The sequence below is a fragment of the Colwellia sp. MB3u-4 genome (assembly GCF_014077065.1).
GTDB lineage: Bacteria > Pseudomonadota > Gammaproteobacteria > Enterobacterales > Alteromonadaceae > Cognaticolwellia.
Map to the genome: position 1 here is coordinate 70,629 of NZ_JACGVE010000075.1, position 17,599 is coordinate 88,227.

18 protein-coding genes are annotated in these 17,599 nt (G+C 36.5%); 12 read left to right on the forward strand and 6 right to left on the reverse strand.

Annotated elements, in window-relative coordinates; translation table 11 throughout:
* From H4J61_RS06595 to H4J61_RS06645, 11 genes are all read left to right on the forward strand, one after another.
* Positions 1-903 carry a DUF350 domain-containing protein gene (locus H4J61_RS06595; RefSeq protein WP_182184431.1) on the forward strand — a complete coding sequence of 301 codons (903 nt, stop codon included), beginning with the start codon at positions 1-3 and terminating at the stop codon, positions 901-903.
* A 117-nt stretch (positions 904-1,020) separates the two neighbouring features.
* Positions 1,021-2,727, forward strand: a complete 1,707-nt coding sequence (locus H4J61_RS06600) for a polyamine aminopropyltransferase (protein WP_182184432.1) — start codon at positions 1,021-1,023, stop codon at positions 2,725-2,727.
* Positions 2,728-2,942: 215 nt separating this feature from the next.
* A complete protein-coding gene (locus H4J61_RS06605; RefSeq protein WP_182184433.1) occupies positions 2,943-3,356 on the forward strand; it encodes a YjfI family protein in 414 nt (137 codons plus the stop codon).
* Positions 3,357-3,379: 23 nt separating this feature from the next.
* Positions 3,380-4,069 (forward strand): PspA/IM30 family protein, encoded by a 690-nt coding sequence (locus H4J61_RS06610; protein ID WP_182184434.1) that lies wholly within the window; start codon positions 3,380-3,382, stop codon positions 4,067-4,069.
* A gap of 95 nt (positions 4,070-4,164) precedes the next feature.
* Positions 4,165-4,803: a hypothetical protein gene (locus H4J61_RS06615; protein WP_182138350.1), complete on the forward strand. Its 639-nt coding sequence runs from the start codon at positions 4,165-4,167 to the stop codon at positions 4,801-4,803.
* A gap of 2 nt (positions 4,804-4,805) precedes the next feature.
* On the forward strand, positions 4,806-5,135 hold the full coding sequence (locus H4J61_RS06620) for a hypothetical protein (protein WP_182138349.1): 330 nt from the start codon (positions 4,806-4,808) through the stop codon (positions 5,133-5,135).
* 66 nt (positions 5,136-5,201) lie between these two features.
* Positions 5,202-5,687, forward strand: a complete 486-nt coding sequence (locus tag H4J61_RS06625; RefSeq protein ID WP_259363155.1) for a potassium channel family protein — start codon at positions 5,202-5,204, stop codon at positions 5,685-5,687.
* 595 nt (positions 5,688-6,282) lie between these two features.
* Positions 6,283-6,507, forward strand: a complete 225-nt coding sequence (locus tag H4J61_RS06630; protein ID WP_182138348.1) for a hypothetical protein — start codon at positions 6,283-6,285, stop codon at positions 6,505-6,507.
* Positions 6,508-6,529: 22 nt separating this feature from the next.
* A complete protein-coding gene (locus H4J61_RS06635; protein WP_182138347.1) occupies positions 6,530-6,781 on the forward strand; it encodes a hypothetical protein in 252 nt (83 codons plus the stop codon).
* 614 nt (positions 6,782-7,395) lie between these two features.
* Positions 7,396-8,202 carry an alpha/beta fold hydrolase gene (locus H4J61_RS06640; protein WP_182184435.1) on the forward strand — a complete coding sequence of 269 codons (807 nt, stop codon included), beginning with the start codon at positions 7,396-7,398 and terminating at the stop codon, positions 8,200-8,202.
* A 5-nt stretch (positions 8,203-8,207) separates the two neighbouring features.
* Positions 8,208-9,125 (forward strand): diguanylate cyclase, encoded by a 918-nt coding sequence (locus tag H4J61_RS06645; RefSeq protein WP_182184436.1) that lies wholly within the window; start codon positions 8,208-8,210, stop codon positions 9,123-9,125.
* A 169-nt stretch (positions 9,126-9,294) separates the two neighbouring features.
* Here the strand turns inward: H4J61_RS06645 and H4J61_RS06650 are convergent, their stop codons facing one another.
* Positions 9,295-9,546: a hypothetical protein gene (locus H4J61_RS06650; protein WP_182138344.1), complete on the reverse strand. Its 252-nt coding sequence runs from the start codon at positions 9,544-9,546 to the stop codon at positions 9,295-9,297.
* 539 nt (positions 9,547-10,085) lie between these two features.
* Between H4J61_RS06650 and H4J61_RS06655 the strand changes: the two genes are divergently transcribed.
* Complete coding sequence (locus H4J61_RS06655; protein WP_182184437.1) at positions 10,086-11,417, forward strand: Xaa-Pro peptidase family protein; 1,332 nt, start codon at positions 10,086-10,088, stop codon at positions 11,415-11,417.
* Between the two features lie 360 nt (positions 11,418-11,777).
* Here H4J61_RS06655 and H4J61_RS06660 read toward each other — a convergent pair whose 3' ends face one another.
* From H4J61_RS06660 to H4J61_RS06680, 5 genes are read right to left on the reverse strand one after another with little or no spacing between them, the layout of a single operon-like run.
* Positions 11,778-13,403, reverse strand: coding sequence for a TniQ family protein (locus tag H4J61_RS06660; RefSeq protein ID WP_182184438.1), 1,626 nt, complete (start codon positions 13,401-13,403; stop codon positions 11,778-11,780).
* 1 nt (position 13,404) lies between these two features.
* Entirely contained in the window at positions 13,405-14,337 is a 933-nt protein-coding gene (locus H4J61_RS06665) for a TniB family NTP-binding protein (RefSeq protein ID WP_182184439.1), read from the reverse strand.
* Entirely contained in the window at positions 14,324-16,318 is a 1,995-nt protein-coding gene (locus tag H4J61_RS06670) for a DDE-type integrase/transposase/recombinase (RefSeq protein ID WP_182184440.1), read from the reverse strand. Before H4J61_RS06670 ends, H4J61_RS06665 begins: the two co-directional genes overlap by 14 nt.
* Complete coding sequence (locus H4J61_RS06675) at positions 16,306-16,536, reverse strand: hypothetical protein (RefSeq protein ID WP_182184441.1); 231 nt, start codon at positions 16,534-16,536, stop codon at positions 16,306-16,308. Before H4J61_RS06675 ends, H4J61_RS06670 begins: the two co-directional genes overlap by 13 nt.
* Positions 16,533-17,186 carry a TnsA endonuclease N-terminal domain-containing protein gene (locus tag H4J61_RS06680; RefSeq protein ID WP_182184442.1) on the reverse strand — a complete coding sequence of 218 codons (654 nt, stop codon included), beginning with the start codon at positions 17,184-17,186 and terminating at the stop codon, positions 16,533-16,535. The genes H4J61_RS06675 and H4J61_RS06680 overlap by 4 nt, the downstream gene beginning before the upstream one ends.
* Positions 17,187-17,599: the final 413 nt, after the last annotated feature.

The following is a 17,599-nucleotide window of genomic DNA, read 5'->3' on the forward strand; positions in this document are numbered from 1 at the left end:
ATGAATACATTTATTGAAATAACTGGTTTAAATATAGAGTTATTAATTTTCTTAGCTATCGATATAACGATTGCCATTATATTACTTTGCGCCATGCGCTTTATTAGTGGTTTATCTGCAAAAGTTAACTCTACCGACGAACTTGCCAAAGAAGATAACTTTGCTTTTGGTGTTAGTGTTGCCGGTAGTGTTGCTGCCTTGGGTATTGTACTAACGGGTGCCATTACCGGTGAAAATGCCGAAAGTTATTTAATGGAAATTGTCGGCATGGCAAGCTACGGCATTTTAGGATTGATTTTAATTAAAGTAGGCCGGGTTTTTCATGACCGTTTTGCTTTAAACCAAATAGATAAAAATGCGCAAATTAAAGCCCATAATATCTCAGTGGGTATTGTCGATGCTTCAGGTGCTATTGCCACCGCCATTATTATTCGCGCGGTATTACTGTGGGTTTACGGTTTAGATATCAACACCTTTATCGCTATTATTGCTGGCTTTATAGTCTCACAAGCCATGTTAGTGTTAGTTACCCGTATTAAAGAACACCAGTATGCTAAAAACAATCAAAATAGCTGCATGCAAAATGCCTTTGCTGAAGGCCAAGTTGCTCTCGCCATTCGTTATGCTGGTCAAGTTATTAGTACGGCCCTAGCGGTAACAGCTGCCAGCCACTTTTTGACTTATAGCCCAGAGACCTTATTAGCTAATATAGTTGGCTGGTTTATCTTTGGTATAATTATGACCATATTAGTCGCTATTCTGACTTCTATTGCTAAACGCCTAGTGCTGATGGGTATCAACTTAGTTGAGGAAGTAGACCATCAACACAATATTGGTGTCGCCAGTGTTGAGATGGCGATTAGCATTTCAATTGCGCTTATTTTAACGGCGTTAATGTCATAGTTTTATCAATATTTTGCTATTAAAACTTTGCTATTAAAATAACCAAGGGTAAATTATTACGCTTGGTTATTTTCCCCGTTTCATTAAACACCCATTTAACTCAAGCTAGGAATAACCATGACAAGCAATAGAAATCGGCTATGGGATGATGTGCTCCTGATTTTAACTATGGCTGTTTTAGCGGGTTGTGGGCTGATATACGAATATCTATTGTCACATTACGCCGGTCGTGTACTTGGTATTATGGAAAGTACTATTTACGCCATGATTGGCCTGATGATTGTCGCTATGGGTTTAGGTGCTTTTGCGGCGCGAAAAATTCAATGCGCCTTTAACGGCTTTGTTTGGTTAGAGCTAATGATTGCTTTTCTGGGTAGTAGCTCAATACTCATTATTGGTGGACTGATCGCCATCACACAAACTTTTCCTGACATATTAGGCTCGATGTTTAACTTGCCCCCTGACGCCTACCCGCGAGGTGGTTTATTTAAACAACTGAGCTTTATTGCCTTTAATAGTCCATATTTTTTCGGTCTAATTCTGGGCTTTTTTATTGGTATGGAAATCCCACTTATTGCACGCATTCGCGAAGAAATACATCAAAAGCATCTTAAAAATAATCTTGGCACCATTTACGGCGCTGATTATATTGGCGCCGGTATTGGCGCTGCCATTTGGGTAATATTTCTTTTATCTATAGACATCAGCAAAGCGAGTGCATTAACTGCCGCCTTAAATCTAACCGCTGGCATTGTATTTATTTTATATTATTGGCAAAAACTGACCTGGCGAAAAACCTTAATAACGGCTCATGGCCTTTTATTAGTTATGATCATGGCAATTTACCAATTTGGTAATGGCTGGTTAAGTCAAATGAGTAACTTACTTTATCTCGACAAAGTTGTTTATAGTGACAAAACGCGTTTTCAACAACTGACTTTTACCAAAAGAAATATGGGCCCTGAAGAAGGCAGCATTATTAACTTTTATTTAAATGGCCGCTTACAGTTTTCATCCTCAGATGAGTTTATTTACCACAGTTATCTTGTTAGCCCAGTATTAGCCGGCTCAGCACGCCATGACAACATTCTCATTATTGGTGGCGGTGATGGCCTAGCATTAAGAGATGTTTTACAGTGGCAACCTAAAAAGGTCACCTTAGTGGATTTAGATGCGCAACTCATTGAATTATTTAAAAATCCACATGAGAAATTACCACTTAGGCTGGCTAATGCCATTGAAGACTTAAACGCGGCAAGTTTGCGCGATGAGCGTGTTGAAATTATTGCCGCTGATGCTTTTATCGCTATCGACCAACTATTGCAAAGCCATCAAACCTTTGACGCGATTATTGTTGACCTACCCGACCCCAGCCATCCAGATTTAAATAAACTTTATTCAGTTAATTTTTATGCCAGATTAAAGCAACTACTGGCGGGCGATGGCTTAATTGGCATTCAATCGGCCAGTCCTTATCATGCTAAAGACGCCTTTATTGCTATTGGTAAAACGGTGCAAGCCGCCGGATATTCAACGGTTCAGCAATATCATGACAACGTACCTAGTTTCGGCGAATGGGGTTGGACTATTGCCAGTAAAATGGGCGCAGCGCCTTTAACAAGATTAAAACGCTTACCTCAATTGCCTGTTGATCACCATTGGCTAACCTTACCTATGGTGACTAATGCCTTTGAATTTTCTCGAGATTTTTATCAAGACAGTGAAACCGTACCGATTAATTATCTTGGCAGTCATGCAATTTATCAATTACATCAAAAAGCATGGCAAGATCAACAAGGCTTGAACAATGCTCATTTACAGTGAGCACAATGAATACAGATAAACTGCAACGGCATTATTGATCTTTTATTTAGCACCAAGACGTTTGGTATAGCTTAAGCTAAGATAAAATAAGAAAAATGAAATAAGCACTTGACATAATATGTCATGATGCTAAATTAACCCAATACGACATATTATGTCGTTAAGTAAAACAGTATCACTGATTTTACGCTACTTATTCGAGCATGAGGAATAACATGAATATTCATAAAATAGCTGACTACCTAAATACCTTGGCTGATGATTCAGATACTGGGATGGTGTTTGATTGCCAACCCATTTCAGGTGAAGTCGATGTATTACAAATTTCGGTATTCGACCGTGAAGAGTTACCTATTTTTGTGTCGGTAACGGATGATCAAATTCTTTGTATCACCTACCTCTGGGGTGAAGAAGAAGTTAAATCAGACAAGATAAATGAAATGCATGTCAGTATGTTAGAAATGAACATACCTATGCCATTATCTTCATTTTCAAAAATTGGTGATAAATATGTCATTTTTGGTGCGCTAGCAATTAGCTCAACATTTGATGATATCGAACACGAACTAGCGGTATTGAGCAATAATGCGCTAGAAATTATTGATGACATGAGTGATTACTTAATTTAAGCAACCACCTTAGGAGTATTATGATGAGTATTTTTAAAAAAATTATGACCGCTATTCGCGGCGGCGCAACTGAAGTCGGTGAAAACATTATTGACTCAAATGCAACCCGTATTTTTGAACAAGAAATTCGTGACGCAGAAAATCACCTCACTAAAGCTAAACGTGACCTAACCGGTGTTATGGCACAACAAATGTCGTCTAGCCGTGACGTTGAGCGCATTAAGCGTGAAGTTGCTGAGCATGAGGGTTATGCCGTTCAAGCCCTAGAAAAAGGTGACGACGAACTTGCTTTAGCCGTTGCTGAAAAGATATCAGCACTTGAAAATGAACTCGCCACGCAGCAACAATCTCTTGATAGCTTTCAAGGCAGTGCTGAACGCTTGAAAGAGTTAGTGAAAAAGAGTGAACGTCACGTAGCTGAATACAAACGTCAATTGTCTATGGTGAAAACCACAGAAAGCGTGCAAAAAGCAACCTCGGCAATTACCGATAACTTCTCATCAAGTAACTCTAAGCTATTAAGTGCCAAAGACTCATTAGAGCGCATTAAAGCTAAGCAACAGAAATTTGATGATCGCATGAAAGCCGCTGAAGTACTTGAGTCAGAAAACTCAGATAACTCACTTGAAGCTAAGCTTAAAGAAGCTGGCATTGGCGCTAGTGACAACAACGCAAATTCAGTATTAGAGCGTTTAAAAGCTAAAAAGAAGTAACTTACAAGTTACTACCACCGCTTTGTATCCATGATGCAAAGCGGTTTTTTAGTTTAATTAAATGCCAGTTTAGCCATTGATATTCGGAGCAAATAGTGAGCTTTTTTAAAAATATATTTAAGAAACCAACGCCAGAACGTAAACTCAATAATGTAAAAGAACTCACCCTAGGTGACATCATTGTGCTATCAGACAGTTTTGGTTTGCCCGCAGCACTAAGAGCGCAAGAATTTCAAGTAACGGCCGTTAACAGCTATGAATTTGAAAATAAAACTCAAGCAGAGTGGGTTTTGCAGGGCGGTGACAATACAGAGTTGTATTTAACTTTGGACGTTGATGATAAAACCTATCTAAAATTTTCCCTGAAAATATTGCATCAAGATGTTGAAACACTGTTTGATCTTGAGCAATTTGCTGAAGTTTTCGATGAACCGGGTCAAGCGCAATTAGAGCGCATAGCAGACAGTAGCACCACGTCAGGCTGGAGCAGCGAAATATATCGACAAAGCAGTTATGCCCAAGTAGGTTACTTTCATCGCAAAGATTATCGAAAAGATGAACTCTCAGCTTACCAAGGCAAAGACAGTGGTGAGCAATTTGAGCTTTATTCGCTATTTGATGAAGATCAAGATAAAGGCGTCGATATTGAAGTATGGCAAGACGGCGATACCGAAGTATTTTTAACCTTATTTAAACCCACCACAGATATTGTTGATATGTATCCAGGGAGTTAATTGTGTCACGAAAAATTCCCGACAAATGGCAATCATCCGTAAAAGCGGTCAAAGCAGTGCAAGTTGCTTTTGATATGGATGAGAAAATTCAACTCGCCATTAGAAAGCAAGCGTTAGAGGCTGGTATCAGCCCGTCAGAGCAAATTCGAGACATTCTGGGCTTACCGATAAATAAGCGCCCTAAACGCCCAAGATTAACCGTAAGCTTGTCAGCTGACGATTATGCCTTACTGGCTGAAAAATATGCTTTATCATCAGAACAGCAACTTGAAATTAAGAAAAAATTAATGGATGATTTAATTAATTATGTCAATAATAGCCTTATTGACTAAAGCCGAGCTAAGTTTACCCCGATTAACTTGTTTCATAAAAGCCCATAGATAATGTAAGAGATTAAAATGATAGTCGTTCAAAAAGCAATGGAGAAAACTAATTTATACCGTGTTGATGACTTCGGCATAAAAAATTACAACTACGGCTTTATTGGCATTGCCTCTTTCCTCTTATTTTTAACCTTAAACTTATCCTTGGGCTATATTACTTATCAAGCTGAGTATGGGCTTGAAGGCTCAAACATAAAAAGCTATAGCGATGCTATTTGGCTAATGGTGATGTCTTCTACCACGATTGGTTTTGGTGACGTTTACCCCATCACTTTTATTGGTCGAGCGTCTGTTTTTATTATGTTTATACTCGGCGTAGGTATACTGGGTGCTATGGGGGCGATGTTTATCAACAAAATATTTGGTTTTGCCGATACCAACATTAAAAACAGAGAGCTGAGAATGCAAAATGCTCAAATTATTACTCAAAATACCGCCATCACTGAAAAGCTAACGCAATTAGAAGAAAAACTTGAATTATTAGCTAAAAAGCTTAAATAATTTACGCTGAGTTTAAGGTTAAAGCCTTTAAATAATCTCATTTCCGCTAAAATTTTCGCGTATCCACCGCTTAATTATCACCATAAAGAAGTTGACCAGACCAAGGTTAAGCTAGAGTTATGACCGTAAATATTGAGTTAGCCCGTGGCTGATAAATTAATTTTTCAACAGCTTGCCCTTATCTACCCTCCACTTTATTTTTAGGGCTAATAGCCCGTTAAACTTGATAACGACCTGATAACGACTTGATAACGACCAGTGTAGACTTAAAAAAAATTAGCGTTGCATAATCCCCTTACCTGCTGCCACTAAAACAAAACATGATTAAACACACCTCTGACTAAACAAGAAAAACGATCATAAAACTACCGTGAAAATATTAACCCATTGTTTTATAACAACTTATAAGCTTATACATCCTATTAACCATTACGTGGAATTTTTATCTCAATAATGCTAATCAAGATTTTAACCGTTAAATTAATTTGATAAAAAAATTTGATTAATAACCGCAAAATAATTCACTTTCCAATTTTAAATTAACGGCCCATTATCAGCTTGAAAACACAAATATGATTTTTTATAAGGTAAAGAAATGAACATTGATACATATGCAGATACTGATATAGATGTTGATGATGATTCAAATTTTGATACGGGTATTGCTAGTTTTGAAATTGACTCTGGCTCAACCAATAAAAAAGCAATTAGAAAAACAGCAAAACAAAATTATCAAATAAGACAAAGATTAGATTCATTAAATGAAAAAAGATTTCTTGATAGAGAGCTTAATTCTTTAAGTGACTATTGGGACATGTAATGAAACATCAACGAGATTCAATATGAAAAAATTAATTTTAGCATTCGCTGTACTAGCATTAACGTCAACTGCAGCATTTGGCCAAGAAGATGAAACCGAATTAATGGCAGCCCCTTCAGAATATGTCGTCAGCCTTTTAGCAGAATGTAAAAATGACGCTGTAGAAGATGAAATTACTACATCAGACATGAACAGTTACTTATTAAACTGTATCAATGATGAGCTAGAAGCTAGCTATTATATGGCGATTAAAGTTCTACCTGAAGAGAACTGAAATTCATAATTTATGATTTATGATTTATGATTTAGAGTCTTTAACGTTAAGTCACTCAAATTAATTAGGCCATTTAATATAGTGGGTTGGTTAATTTGAGTGTGCTTATTTACTGATGGCATTACTTAACTAATTACCTAACTAATAACTTAATGGTTCACTTTAGCGGCTATTTGAACAGATCCGTTTATTATCCAACTTGGTAAAATCCGCTCATTTAGTACAACTTATAGCCATTTTATTAAGTTATTGTTCGATTGCGTTAGATAAAATAGAGCACGCTTGCTGTGCTCTCAATCACAATTGCCATATTGCCACTACTCGACATAAGTGAACATAAGCTGCTATAAGCCGACACGACTAAACTAACCTGTAGAAACCAAGCAAAGCGTTAATCGAACTTGGGTTAATCATTAGCATAAATAATACCTATGAAAACAATCAACTTGCCATACACCACAATAGCCTTGGTTAATATCTGACTCATCAAAGTCAGTATCATATCGAATTAATTATAAATACTTTGCTAAACTCGAGTGATTCAATTAGATTTACTAAGATGCAATCGATCAGCACTAATGGATGTTAACCTCATAAATAAGGATTAAATTAGCTTGCTAGATACAAATAATGTACTTATTAGAAATAATGTTAAATTAATTGGCCAAGGCAGTAAAACCCTGTTTCTTGCCCATGGATTTGGCTGCGATCAAAATATGTGGCGCTTTTTAACGCCAGAATTGTCCAAGCACTTCACGATTGTATTATTTGATTATGTTGGCTCAGGTGCTTCTGATATATCTCAATACAGTAAAAAACGTTACAGTAAACTTGAAGGATATGCTGAAGATATCATTGAAATCTGTGACATTTTAGCGCTATCTGACGCCACTTTCATCGGACACTCAGTCAGTTGTATGATTGGTGCGATTGTTGCTATCCAAAGACCTGAATTATTTTCTAAGCTAATAATGATTTGCCCTTCACCCTGTTTTTTAAACCTTCCTCCTGAATATTTTGGTGGTTTTGACAAGGAAGATCTAAAAGAATTATTAAACCTTATGGATAAAAACTATATCGGCTGGGCTAATTATTTTGCACCTTTAGCGATTGGCACAACTAATTCAGATGATCTTATTGGCGAGCTATCGGGCAGCTTTTGTTCTACCGACCCTGTTATTGCCAGAAATTTTGCTGAAGTAACCTTTTTATCTGATAATCGTTATCTTTTAAAAGCGATTAAACAGCCATCATTAATTTTACAAAGTGAAAATGACGCACTGGCTGCGATCTCTATTGGTGAGTTCATGGCTCGTGAAATGCCTGATAGTCACCTTAAAGTGATAGCCGCTGATGGCCATTGTCTACATATGACTCACCCTGAAGCTATTATGAATTCGATAATAGAATATGCGAAGTAATTAAGGTGGGGGAACATCACATTGAGAATAACAAGGTAGTAAATGACTCTCTTGATAGCTTTCCATGTGGTGCTTTAGTCACTAATTCCGCAAGAGTTATTACCTATATCAATTCATATTTTACCAAGCAACTATTGTGGCAGCCTAATGATCTTATTGGTAAAAGTGTGGATGTTCTGTTTACTCTATCCTCAAGAATATTTTTTCAAAGTTATTTAATTCCGACACTTTTACACGAAAAAGTGTGTGAGGAAATGCAGCTCATTATATTTCATGCAGATGGACGACGTATTCCTATCACAGTGAATGCTAGTTTGAGTGCTAATGGTTGTATTTATTGGAGTTTATTCAATGCATCTAAACGAAATGAACTCTATGAAGAGCTAATAAAAACCAGAGAAACACTTGAGATACAAGCTGAGAAATTGAAATTACTGGCCTCAACTGATGAGTTAACCGAGTTATTAAATAGAAGAGAAATGAAATATCGAAGTAGCTTAATGCTGGAACAAGCAGCAAGATCTCATTACTCAGTAAGTTTATTAATGCTAGATGTCGATCATTTTAAAAAAATAAATGACACCATGGGCCATTTAGAAGGTGACCGAGTACTAAAAAAACTCGGGCAGTTATTAAAAGGATTTGGCCGAAAAACAGATCTTATCTCCCGTTTTGGCGGAGAAGAATTTTTGATCATGTTACCAGATACCAACAAAAGTGATACCTTATTACTATGCAGTAAACTACATAAGTTAATCGCTGAAATTAAAGTGGGCGACAGTTCGCTGACCGTCAGTATTGGCATGAGTATTTGTGATGAGCAAATATCATTTATCGATTTATTTACTCAAGCGGACAATGCTGTATATCAAGCGAAAGCGCGAGGTAGAAATAGAACTGAAATTTATCTGGACAATAGTTAAACAAGAGCTAAACACATCAATGCTTGAGCTCAATCTCAAATACCTCAGATCAATCACGTCATAAGTATTTAAAAGACCTCACTGTCCTATCTAAACACTCGCTGCCTTTGTCACTTTCGCGCAATAATAACCAGCACAATGCGTGTTAGTGGTTACCCTGATGTCTGAGTTATTTAAACCAAACTTTACCACCAATAAATTTATAAGCAGGTAAACCGCGGATCAAAGTATCTCGGGCAAAAGGTTTATAGCATTTTGGGCAAAGACAAGGTTCAACAGTATAATCTTGGCTGATCCGTTCTTTAAAGCTTTTTACTAAGGCTCCTTTGCCGCCCTTTCGGTATTTAAATAACAAGGTATTACAGCCCACACAAAAAATATCGATGGTTTTTGTTGGGCCTTTTTTATTCGGTTTTGCCATAAATTATGTCAGCGTACTTAGTCATTTTTAGTCTGTAAATCACATGAATATTTCATGCTAATGGTTATATTTTATAACAATAAAAAGCTACTATCTAAACTTAATAAGCTAGTTAGCTCACCATAACAGAAATGAGCCTGTTTTATACCTGCTCGACATAATTACCTAATAACCTTTTGTATCAAGCTACTTGCAGATAGATAACAGATGTCAAATCAATGCCCTCTTATTCCGGTCAATTCCCATTAACTTAAGCTAACTCAATTGGACCAGAGTAAAGAGTACAAAAGTACAGCCTTCGCTTTCCATCGCTGGCGGTTGGTAGGTTAACCCCAAAATAAATCATCATTATTTGCAGATACCCTCAAGGCTGAATAACCTCAAATAATAAACCAAAACTGCGCAATGGCTTTTATCAGTAAGCGCTTGCTCATTGAGAAAATAAACGATAGCGTAAAGTATAAATATTATTTTACCCTTTAATATAACCTTCAACCCTAGATAGCATTTTTATACTGGGTTATAGACAGGAATAAGACATGAACATCAGTAAAAGAACTTTTTTAAAAGCCAGTGGTGCAAGTATTGCCACCCTGTCTATTGCTGGGCAAACCCTGACGTCATCTGCCCTTGCTGCTTCAGTAAATAATCAGCCTGATATCAAGGGCCAAAGGAAAGGCCAAAGGCCAGCACTTAAATCGATTACAGGTACGGTAACAGGCATTAATCCAGTCGAGCGATTGGAGCGTATAGCCAAAGCACAAAAATTAATGCAACAACTTGAAATATCAGCCTTGATACTTGAACCCGGCGCCGCGATGGATTATTTCTCAGGTATACAATGGCGGCGCAGTGAACGTGTAACGGCGGTTATTATCCCACGTGAAGGTAAAATTTCTGTTGTTTGTCCTTTTTTTGAAGCGCCAAGCGTACGCGAGAGTTTAGCGGTTGGTGATGACATTCGTGTTTGGCAAGAGCATGAAAGTCCATTCGTTTTAATTAAACAAATATTAAAAGACTCAGGATTAAATAAAGGCAAAGTCGCCTTTGAAAATTCAGTGCGTTATTTTGTTATGAGTGGCGTTATGGCCCAACTTTCTACTATGCAGCATGTCAGTGCCGAGCCAGTAACGCTTGGTTGTCGTATGTATAAAAGCCAACATGAGCTTGAGTTAATGCACAAAGCCAATGAAGTGACTTTACTTGCCTACGCTAATGTTTTCGCTCAGCTAAAAATTGGCATGAGCCAAAGCGATGTAAAATCATTAATGCACACAGCCCAAGGGCAATTAGGCGGTAAAGGCGCATGGAATATGGCGCTATTTAATCAAGCCAGTGCTTACCCGCATGGCACTAAACAAAAGCAAATACTAACTGAAGGTTCGGTGGTATTAATGGATTGCGGCTGCAATGTTCATGGTTATCAATCTGATATCAGTCGTACTTTTGTTTTTGGTGAAGCAAGTAAGCGCCAGCGTGAGGTTTGGCAAACGGTTAGACAAGGTCAAGAAATTGCCTTTGAACAAGCAAAAATTGGTACACAAGCGGGCTTAGTTGATGATGCCGTGCGTAAATTTTATCAAAGCAAAGGTTTTGGTCCTGGCTACAAATTGCCCGGATTGTCGCACAGAACCGGGCACGGTATCGGCATGGAAGGACATGAAAGTGTCAACTTTGTTCATGGCGAAACTGAACGTTTAAAACCAGGCATGTGCTTTTCTAATGAGCCAGGTATTTATATTCAAGGTGAATTTGGTGTGCGACTTGAAGACTGTATTTACCTGACAAAAAATGGCCCACAATGGTTTACTATGCCGCCAAAATCGTTGGACGATCCCATTGGAAAGTTAATTGAGCTGCAAACGCTTTAGCTTTTACTTTATCAATATGGCTAGCAACCATTGTGATCATTCCAATATAGAGCTGGATTTCTGTATTTTATTTTTCAATGACTTAGAGAGGGAATTTCAGTTTAGCTAGAGTGAACTTCTAGTTAAAAACTGGATTTCTGTCGATAATCACACTTAACAGCTAGATTTCTGCAATTAACTATATAGTGTATTAATTTTAAAGCACTATATTTAATTTAATATATATTAAAACGTATTTATATATTGAAAATAACGGCAGTAGCTAGGGATTTCTCTCTGATTTATTAGTAGATTAGGTTAAACTCAATAAAAATCAAGTTTATTTGAATGGTTTTTTTAGGGGGTTGAATTTAGAGGGAATTAACTTAGTTTGTTTATGACTGTGCTGAACTTATCTGTTTTATTATAAATATAAAGGACATCTAATTTCTCTGTTTTAAAAGCAAACGCAGGGCGTAAATCATATTCATCTTCTAGCAAGTTAACCAGCTTTTTTATATTTATTTTCTTAATTTTTCCAATACGGTTGAGCACATCAAAGTTATTGAAAAATTGATTAAAACAGTCAACACTGACACTACCCCTATTATATTTTATAAACCCGCATTTTATCATAACATCAATTTTACTTGATGTTGTTCCAAACATTCCTGCCAGCTTTGATTTTGAAATTTTGTCATTATCTATGTTTATATGATTAAGAATGATTTTATATAAATCTGATTTCACGATGAACAGTTTGTCTATTAACGTGTCCTTTAAACTATCAGCTAAATAAATTGAAATATTATTTGAATTTGCATGCATCAAAAGCTGTATTTTGTTCAATCCAGCAAACTTAATAGCATCAAGTTTTTTTGAGTTAAAACAGACCATATCAGTGCTTTCTTGGTCGGCATTAGATAATGATATTGTGGTTGAGCTAATACCTCGCATAAGAATTTGAGAGTCAAATAAAATCTTAGAATTGCAACTTACTCCCTTTGGCTGAACTAACCACTTTGTCTGACTTAAACTTCTAAATTCAGCTTTTTTAATGCCACAGAAAAATGATATATCCTCAGGTGAAAGCTTATTGCCAACTGATGAATCATAGAGTGAAAAATCTGGTGAGTGAGAGTTGAAGTTAACTTCGCATTGCTCATTGGTTATGCTGGTAACCTTTCTGAGTAATGCTGGGTCTATATTAGTGAGCCTTTGAAACGGTAGGTTAACTGCGAGTGTTCCTAATACACTGAAGTCCTGCCTTTTTTTGGCAATATAATGCTGCCACATAGCTTTGAAGTCGCTACTGATTAAGATTAGTAATCCTTCAAAATATAGTTTTGATAACAGTATAGGTTTGTTGTTTTCAAAAAAACTTCTTAACGTAAAAGCATCACCGTCAGAGCGTAGCATTATAATAATTTCCTCCAATGCATTCATGAGCTGAAGTTGCTCATTCCTAGCAAGTTTTTGTAAAACGGGGATGATTGAGCTTGGCTCAACATACTCTTTATGTAAACTTTTGAAGCAACTAGCGCACTGTGAACCGTATTCTATCTGTATTGGTGAATGACAATGCTGGCAGTGACTAACCAATTCACAATGATGCTTTTCACAATAGCCATTTGCGACATGCTGCCAAAATAATTGATGAGAAGCTCCTTCGCTAACACATTCAGGACAAACTCTAATTTTCCTAACCGCATGACTGCCATACTGACGGTGATTTAAAGTCAGTGAGGCATAAGTATCCTTTTCAAATAACTGCTTGGATAATAGACTTTCATCTAGCTGTAAGGACATCGCAAAATTACTAACAATTCGCTCAGTTACATCAGATAAAACAAACCAATTTACTTGATGTATATTATGAACTTTTAGAGCCATCATAAATGAGCCTAAATTCGTCCATCCGTATGCTATTGCTAACCGTTTTACAAAGCCATATAAGCTCTCTCCAACATTAGGTTCAATGGTTTTTGGAAAAAGATAACTATTCATATTACGCTTTTATCCCTAACTGTTTTTTTACCGTGCTTAACTTTTTTGGATCAAATGGGTTAACACGTTTATCATTTTCGTTTTCCCATGTTTTTGAGTTGATATCATTAAAGGCTGTTTCGAAGTGATTTAACTGTAATTTTGTATTTTTACTTAATTTAAATATATACAAGGCTTTATTTATCAGGTTATTTAAAATTCTTAAATCGCCTTTTATAGCGTAGTAAAAACGATATATATAATTATCTTTAGTCAAATCTACATCTGTAATTCCTTTAGTGATAGCCATTGACTTGATAAAGGATTGAAAATAGTAAAACTCATTATCATTTTCTATCGACATAACCCTTACCCGTTTTAAGCTACTAAAACGGGAATCTATTTGCTCATTAATAACTCCAACTTGCTCAACAGTATTTACACCCGCAAAGACAAGAGATATACCAAACTGCTCTGATAAGTTTTTAAGTTCGTCGAGTAACTGCCTTGCCACTTTTTCACCTCTGTGCTCAACAATATGCTGAAAATCATCATAAATGAGTACTTTGATATTTGTGGTTTTAATAAGCGCATCCCGTCTGTCACGTTTTGAACTTAAATCTCCTGAACGTGGAGAAGGATCTCCTAGTGCAGTAAGTTCATTTTCAAGCAACATTTTGTCGGAGGGCTTAGAGGGGGTCTTTATTAGAGCTATAGGAGAGCATTCTCCTTTTTCTAAGTCAGCATCCCAGGATGCTTTAAAGTGACTCAAAATAGATGATTTACCTGTGCCTGTTACCCCTGAAATTACTAGTCCAGTAGGTTCACCTGCATTTGCACGACCAAGAATGTAACCTAACTCATTTAAAATTTCAGTGCTGTGAGGCATCTCGATAAATTTACGAGTAGGTAGTGATAGAGCAGCATTATATGAAGCTCGATTAGTATTCTCCATGGATCTTCACCTCTACTATTTTACGCGGTTTTTGCTCTGCTATAACTTGAGCATCAACATTATCTTCTTCATTTTCAGCTTCACTACCCTCGAATGATTCTTGAGGTCTTTGTTGTTGAGATAAATTAGATAAAGCCGATTTTAGGTTGCCCTCACCGAGGGTAACACCTGTTTTTTCTTGTTTCTGATTACCTTTTACCTTCGATTTTTCGTCATTTTCAGCTTTATTTTGTGCAGAAGCCTCATGGTGAATAATCTGTTCATTAACATCAAACACTTTACGTGTAGCTTCTTCTATACCTTCATATTTCAACTCTTCTTGCATAGTAAATTCAAGCTCACTCATACCGCTATATACCGTAGGATTGGTGTTTGGTAACGTTATCCAATCACTCGACTTAGGATGGAATACTAGAACTTTACTAATATCTTGTTTGCTATGAGATACCATTAGTTCAATCGGTTTATTGATATAGGAAGGATTTCCGTAAAGTTCGCTATACCACTTACCTAAAGTACGACTATTAAAACAATGTTTATTTGCTGTAATCCCGCGCGTAGGATGTAATTTTCTCGAATCAAGTCTTCCTCCCCAAGCTTTAAATAGCTCAATATCCTCAGGAAAAGTAACTAATCCTGGCATTTTTCCAACAGCATCATTCCATACACTTGCCGGACTTCTATTTCTTAAACCCTCATGACCACTTTGGTGATAATTCTCACAAATGTAATTTTCAAACAATTCACGGAACTCACTTACCGTATAGAACGCTTCTTTTTTTAAGTCACTTTTTTCTTTGTAAACGCCTTTATATCGAGCGCTACCTAAATATCCTTTTAGCTTTGTAAGTAATTGCTTTCTTAAAGTTTTAAAGAAATTCTCCACAAAAGGTTTGCGGTACGGCTTTTTAACCGCTGTGGTTAATCTGTTAATGTTAAATTGTGCTAAAAATCCAGTGAAATGTGTTGAAACAAATGATGCCCCAGCGTCACATGCTGCCAACGACATTAAGCCGCACATAGACCAATCTTCACGCGCCTTAGGCATAACTGCATTTTGAACACATTGTGTAGTTAACTCGACCGATTCACCTCCTTTTCCAACATGATAGCTATATCCAAGAATACATCGAGAAAACACATCAATAGCGACCATAATAATAATGCTACCTCGATACTTCCGAGTGCCATCATCTAACAAACCTATCTGAATGTGAATCGCGTCAAATTCAACACGACCTAATAAATGCGGACAAGAAAACTTCTTTAACATCTGTCTCGATGCCATATCTTTTGCGATAAAACCATCTTGGGCGTTTATGACTTCAAAGTACTGTAATTCACTAATCCAATTCGCAAAAGTAGAAGCAGCAGGAATCTTACCCTCAGTAAGACCTTCTTTTAAAACTTTTACTTTAAATATTTCGTATGCTTCAACGGTTGAAAAAGGCTCCGGCACTAAAATATAATTGACGATAACCTCATCGGCTAAGTCGGTGACGTCACTGCTGAATTTACTATTCCTACCGTGACCTCCTTCAGGAAGTAGAGCATATTCAGATTTAAGAGCAGCAATGTACTTTCTTATCCATTCATTGATAGTTGATAGACCCGGAGGATTAGGGTCACTTAGTTTTGTTCTGGCTTTCTCTCTTGCAATCGAAGAGTACTGCTTCGAAGTAGGAGCTTGAGGTGCTTCAGCAATAGCATACTCAACATAAGTCATTTTTCGATTTAGTTGTTTATGTTGAATATCAGTCAATACTGGTAAAACAGGTACCTCTTTCTTGGCAATAACAAATTTAAGACCATTACCTACCAGTCCTTGCAAAGTTAAGAGCGGCATGTCTTTACGCTTACCATTTTCATCAAGGAGGAGGACACCTTCACTATCACTGTAAAGTATCTCATGATGAAGACCATCTAACTCAAACTGAGCACCCGCAGTAAAAGATGTATAAGAAGAGCTTAATGGTTGCATCTTACACCCCTATTACGAATACCAATTTGAGTACAGCCGTTTTTAAGATAGGTCATATACCAACGCTTTAGTATTGTGATTGAAGGTGTTTTTCTATCTTTGATTTTCAAAGTGACACGATTGATCATCAGTGCTATGTTTATATTTGATAGGGGGGCAGTACCTATCTGCTTATCTACTACATAAGTAGATACTTTTTTTCTATCTAGAGAATTCATGAAACCTCCTTGTTTACCATGATGGTGTTACGGATAGGCTCAACAAAGTCAATCATAAGTCGGTGTGTTGCGAGCATTGTAAAAATGGTATCTGAAGGGATATGCAAATCATCAGATAACTCTAAATATTGACCAAGGGTCATTTCATTAGATGCTTGGTAATTGATTGTTTTTAATGTGTTGCTATCAATGGACTTACCAAGGTAGCGATGCAATAAATGAAAATTATCAGTATTGTGACCTTGATAGATATCTTGCTCAGTGATGACAATGAATTTAGCTCCCTCTGCTTCAAAAGCCGCCCCAATTTGTTCAAATTTCTTTCTATTTTTCTTTGTATCGTATTTTTCAAAAGGTTTCACTTCTTCAATCAAAAGATTGCCATCTTTATCTTCAGTAAAAATATCTGCTGAATAACGGTGTGAATTTCCTTTTTCGTCTTCCCAGTAAACAGAAAGTGGCTGAGTTTCTAAAAAGGTAACATCCGGGTTAAATTGACGTTGATGCAATGCATCAAACTCTAAATAACTTTCAGCGAAAAGCGGGTAGATATTTTTTGTCGTAGTGTAAGTGATAGCAGAGTTAATCTTTGAGTATGTATAAAGCCGTCTGTCTAAGTTTTCTTTGTCCAAGTATGTGAGTAAATTCATAATGTGATCTCTTATAGTTAATTAAAGTCACACTTGATTATATGCAAATTTTTAAGTCTTGCAATATTAGAAAACTAATAAATTATTGTTTTTGCAGCCTTGTCTTTACTTTGCTATTTTTGTTGGCATTTTCATATCATATCAATACGCTTTTTAGTGGTACGCAATGAGTACTAGTATTTTTTATTACTTATACTTCTATATTTTATTGGGCTGTAGGCGTATTTATTGTGTTTTATTGGTGTTGACGTTACTTTGTGGCTGGGTTGTTTTTATTTTTAGTTTTTTGGTGGGTGATGATTAGCCAGTGAAACGTACTTTCATGATATTTTTATAGCTATTTAACTATAAAAAACTTCTAATGAATTAGAGTAGGCAATACTATGTGTTTATTTATTTGTAAAAGTCGCGGT

Bases quoted from the DNA above. Each gene is read 5' to 3' on its own strand.
- H4J61_RS06595 (WP_182184431.1), top strand. From the start codon at position 1: ATGAATACATTTATTGAAATAACTGGTTTAAATATAGAGTTATTAATT.
- H4J61_RS06600 (WP_182184432.1), top strand. From the start codon at position 1,021: ATGACAAGCAATAGAAATCGGCTATGGGATGATGTGCTCCTGATTTTA.
- H4J61_RS06605 (WP_182184433.1), top strand. From the start codon at position 2,943: ATGAATATTCATAAAATAGCTGACTACCTAAATACCTTGGCTGATGAT.
- H4J61_RS06610 (WP_182184434.1), top strand. From the start codon at position 3,380: ATGAGTATTTTTAAAAAAATTATGACCGCTATTCGCGGCGGCGCAACT.
- H4J61_RS06625 (WP_259363155.1), top strand. From the start codon at position 5,202: ATGATAGTCGTTCAAAAAGCAATGGAGAAAACTAATTTATACCGTGTT.
- H4J61_RS06630 (WP_182138348.1), top strand. From the start codon at position 6,283: ATGAACATTGATACATATGCAGATACTGATATAGATGTTGATGATGAT.
- H4J61_RS06635 (WP_182138347.1), top strand. From the start codon at position 6,530: ATGAAAAAATTAATTTTAGCATTCGCTGTACTAGCATTAACGTCAACT.
- H4J61_RS06650 (WP_182138344.1), bottom strand. From the start codon at position 9,546: ATGGCAAAACCGAATAAAAAAGGCCCAACAAAAACCATCGATATTTTT.
- H4J61_RS06655 (WP_182184437.1), top strand. From the start codon at position 10,086: ATGAACATCAGTAAAAGAACTTTTTTAAAAGCCAGTGGTGCAAGTATT.
- H4J61_RS06660 (WP_182184438.1), bottom strand. From the start codon at position 13,403: ATGAATAGTTATCTTTTTCCAAAAACCATTGAACCTAATGTTGGAGAG.
- H4J61_RS06665 (WP_182184439.1), bottom strand. From the start codon at position 14,337: ATGGAGAATACTAATCGAGCTTCATATAATGCTGCTCTATCACTACCT.
- H4J61_RS06670 (WP_182184440.1), bottom strand. From the start codon at position 16,318: ATGCAACCATTAAGCTCTTCTTATACATCTTTTACTGCGGGTGCTCAG.
- H4J61_RS06675 (WP_182184441.1), bottom strand. From the start codon at position 16,536: ATGAATTCTCTAGATAGAAAAAAAGTATCTACTTATGTAGTAGATAAG.
- H4J61_RS06680 (WP_182184442.1), bottom strand. From the start codon at position 17,186: ATGAATTTACTCACATACTTGGACAAAGAAAACTTAGACAGACGGCTT.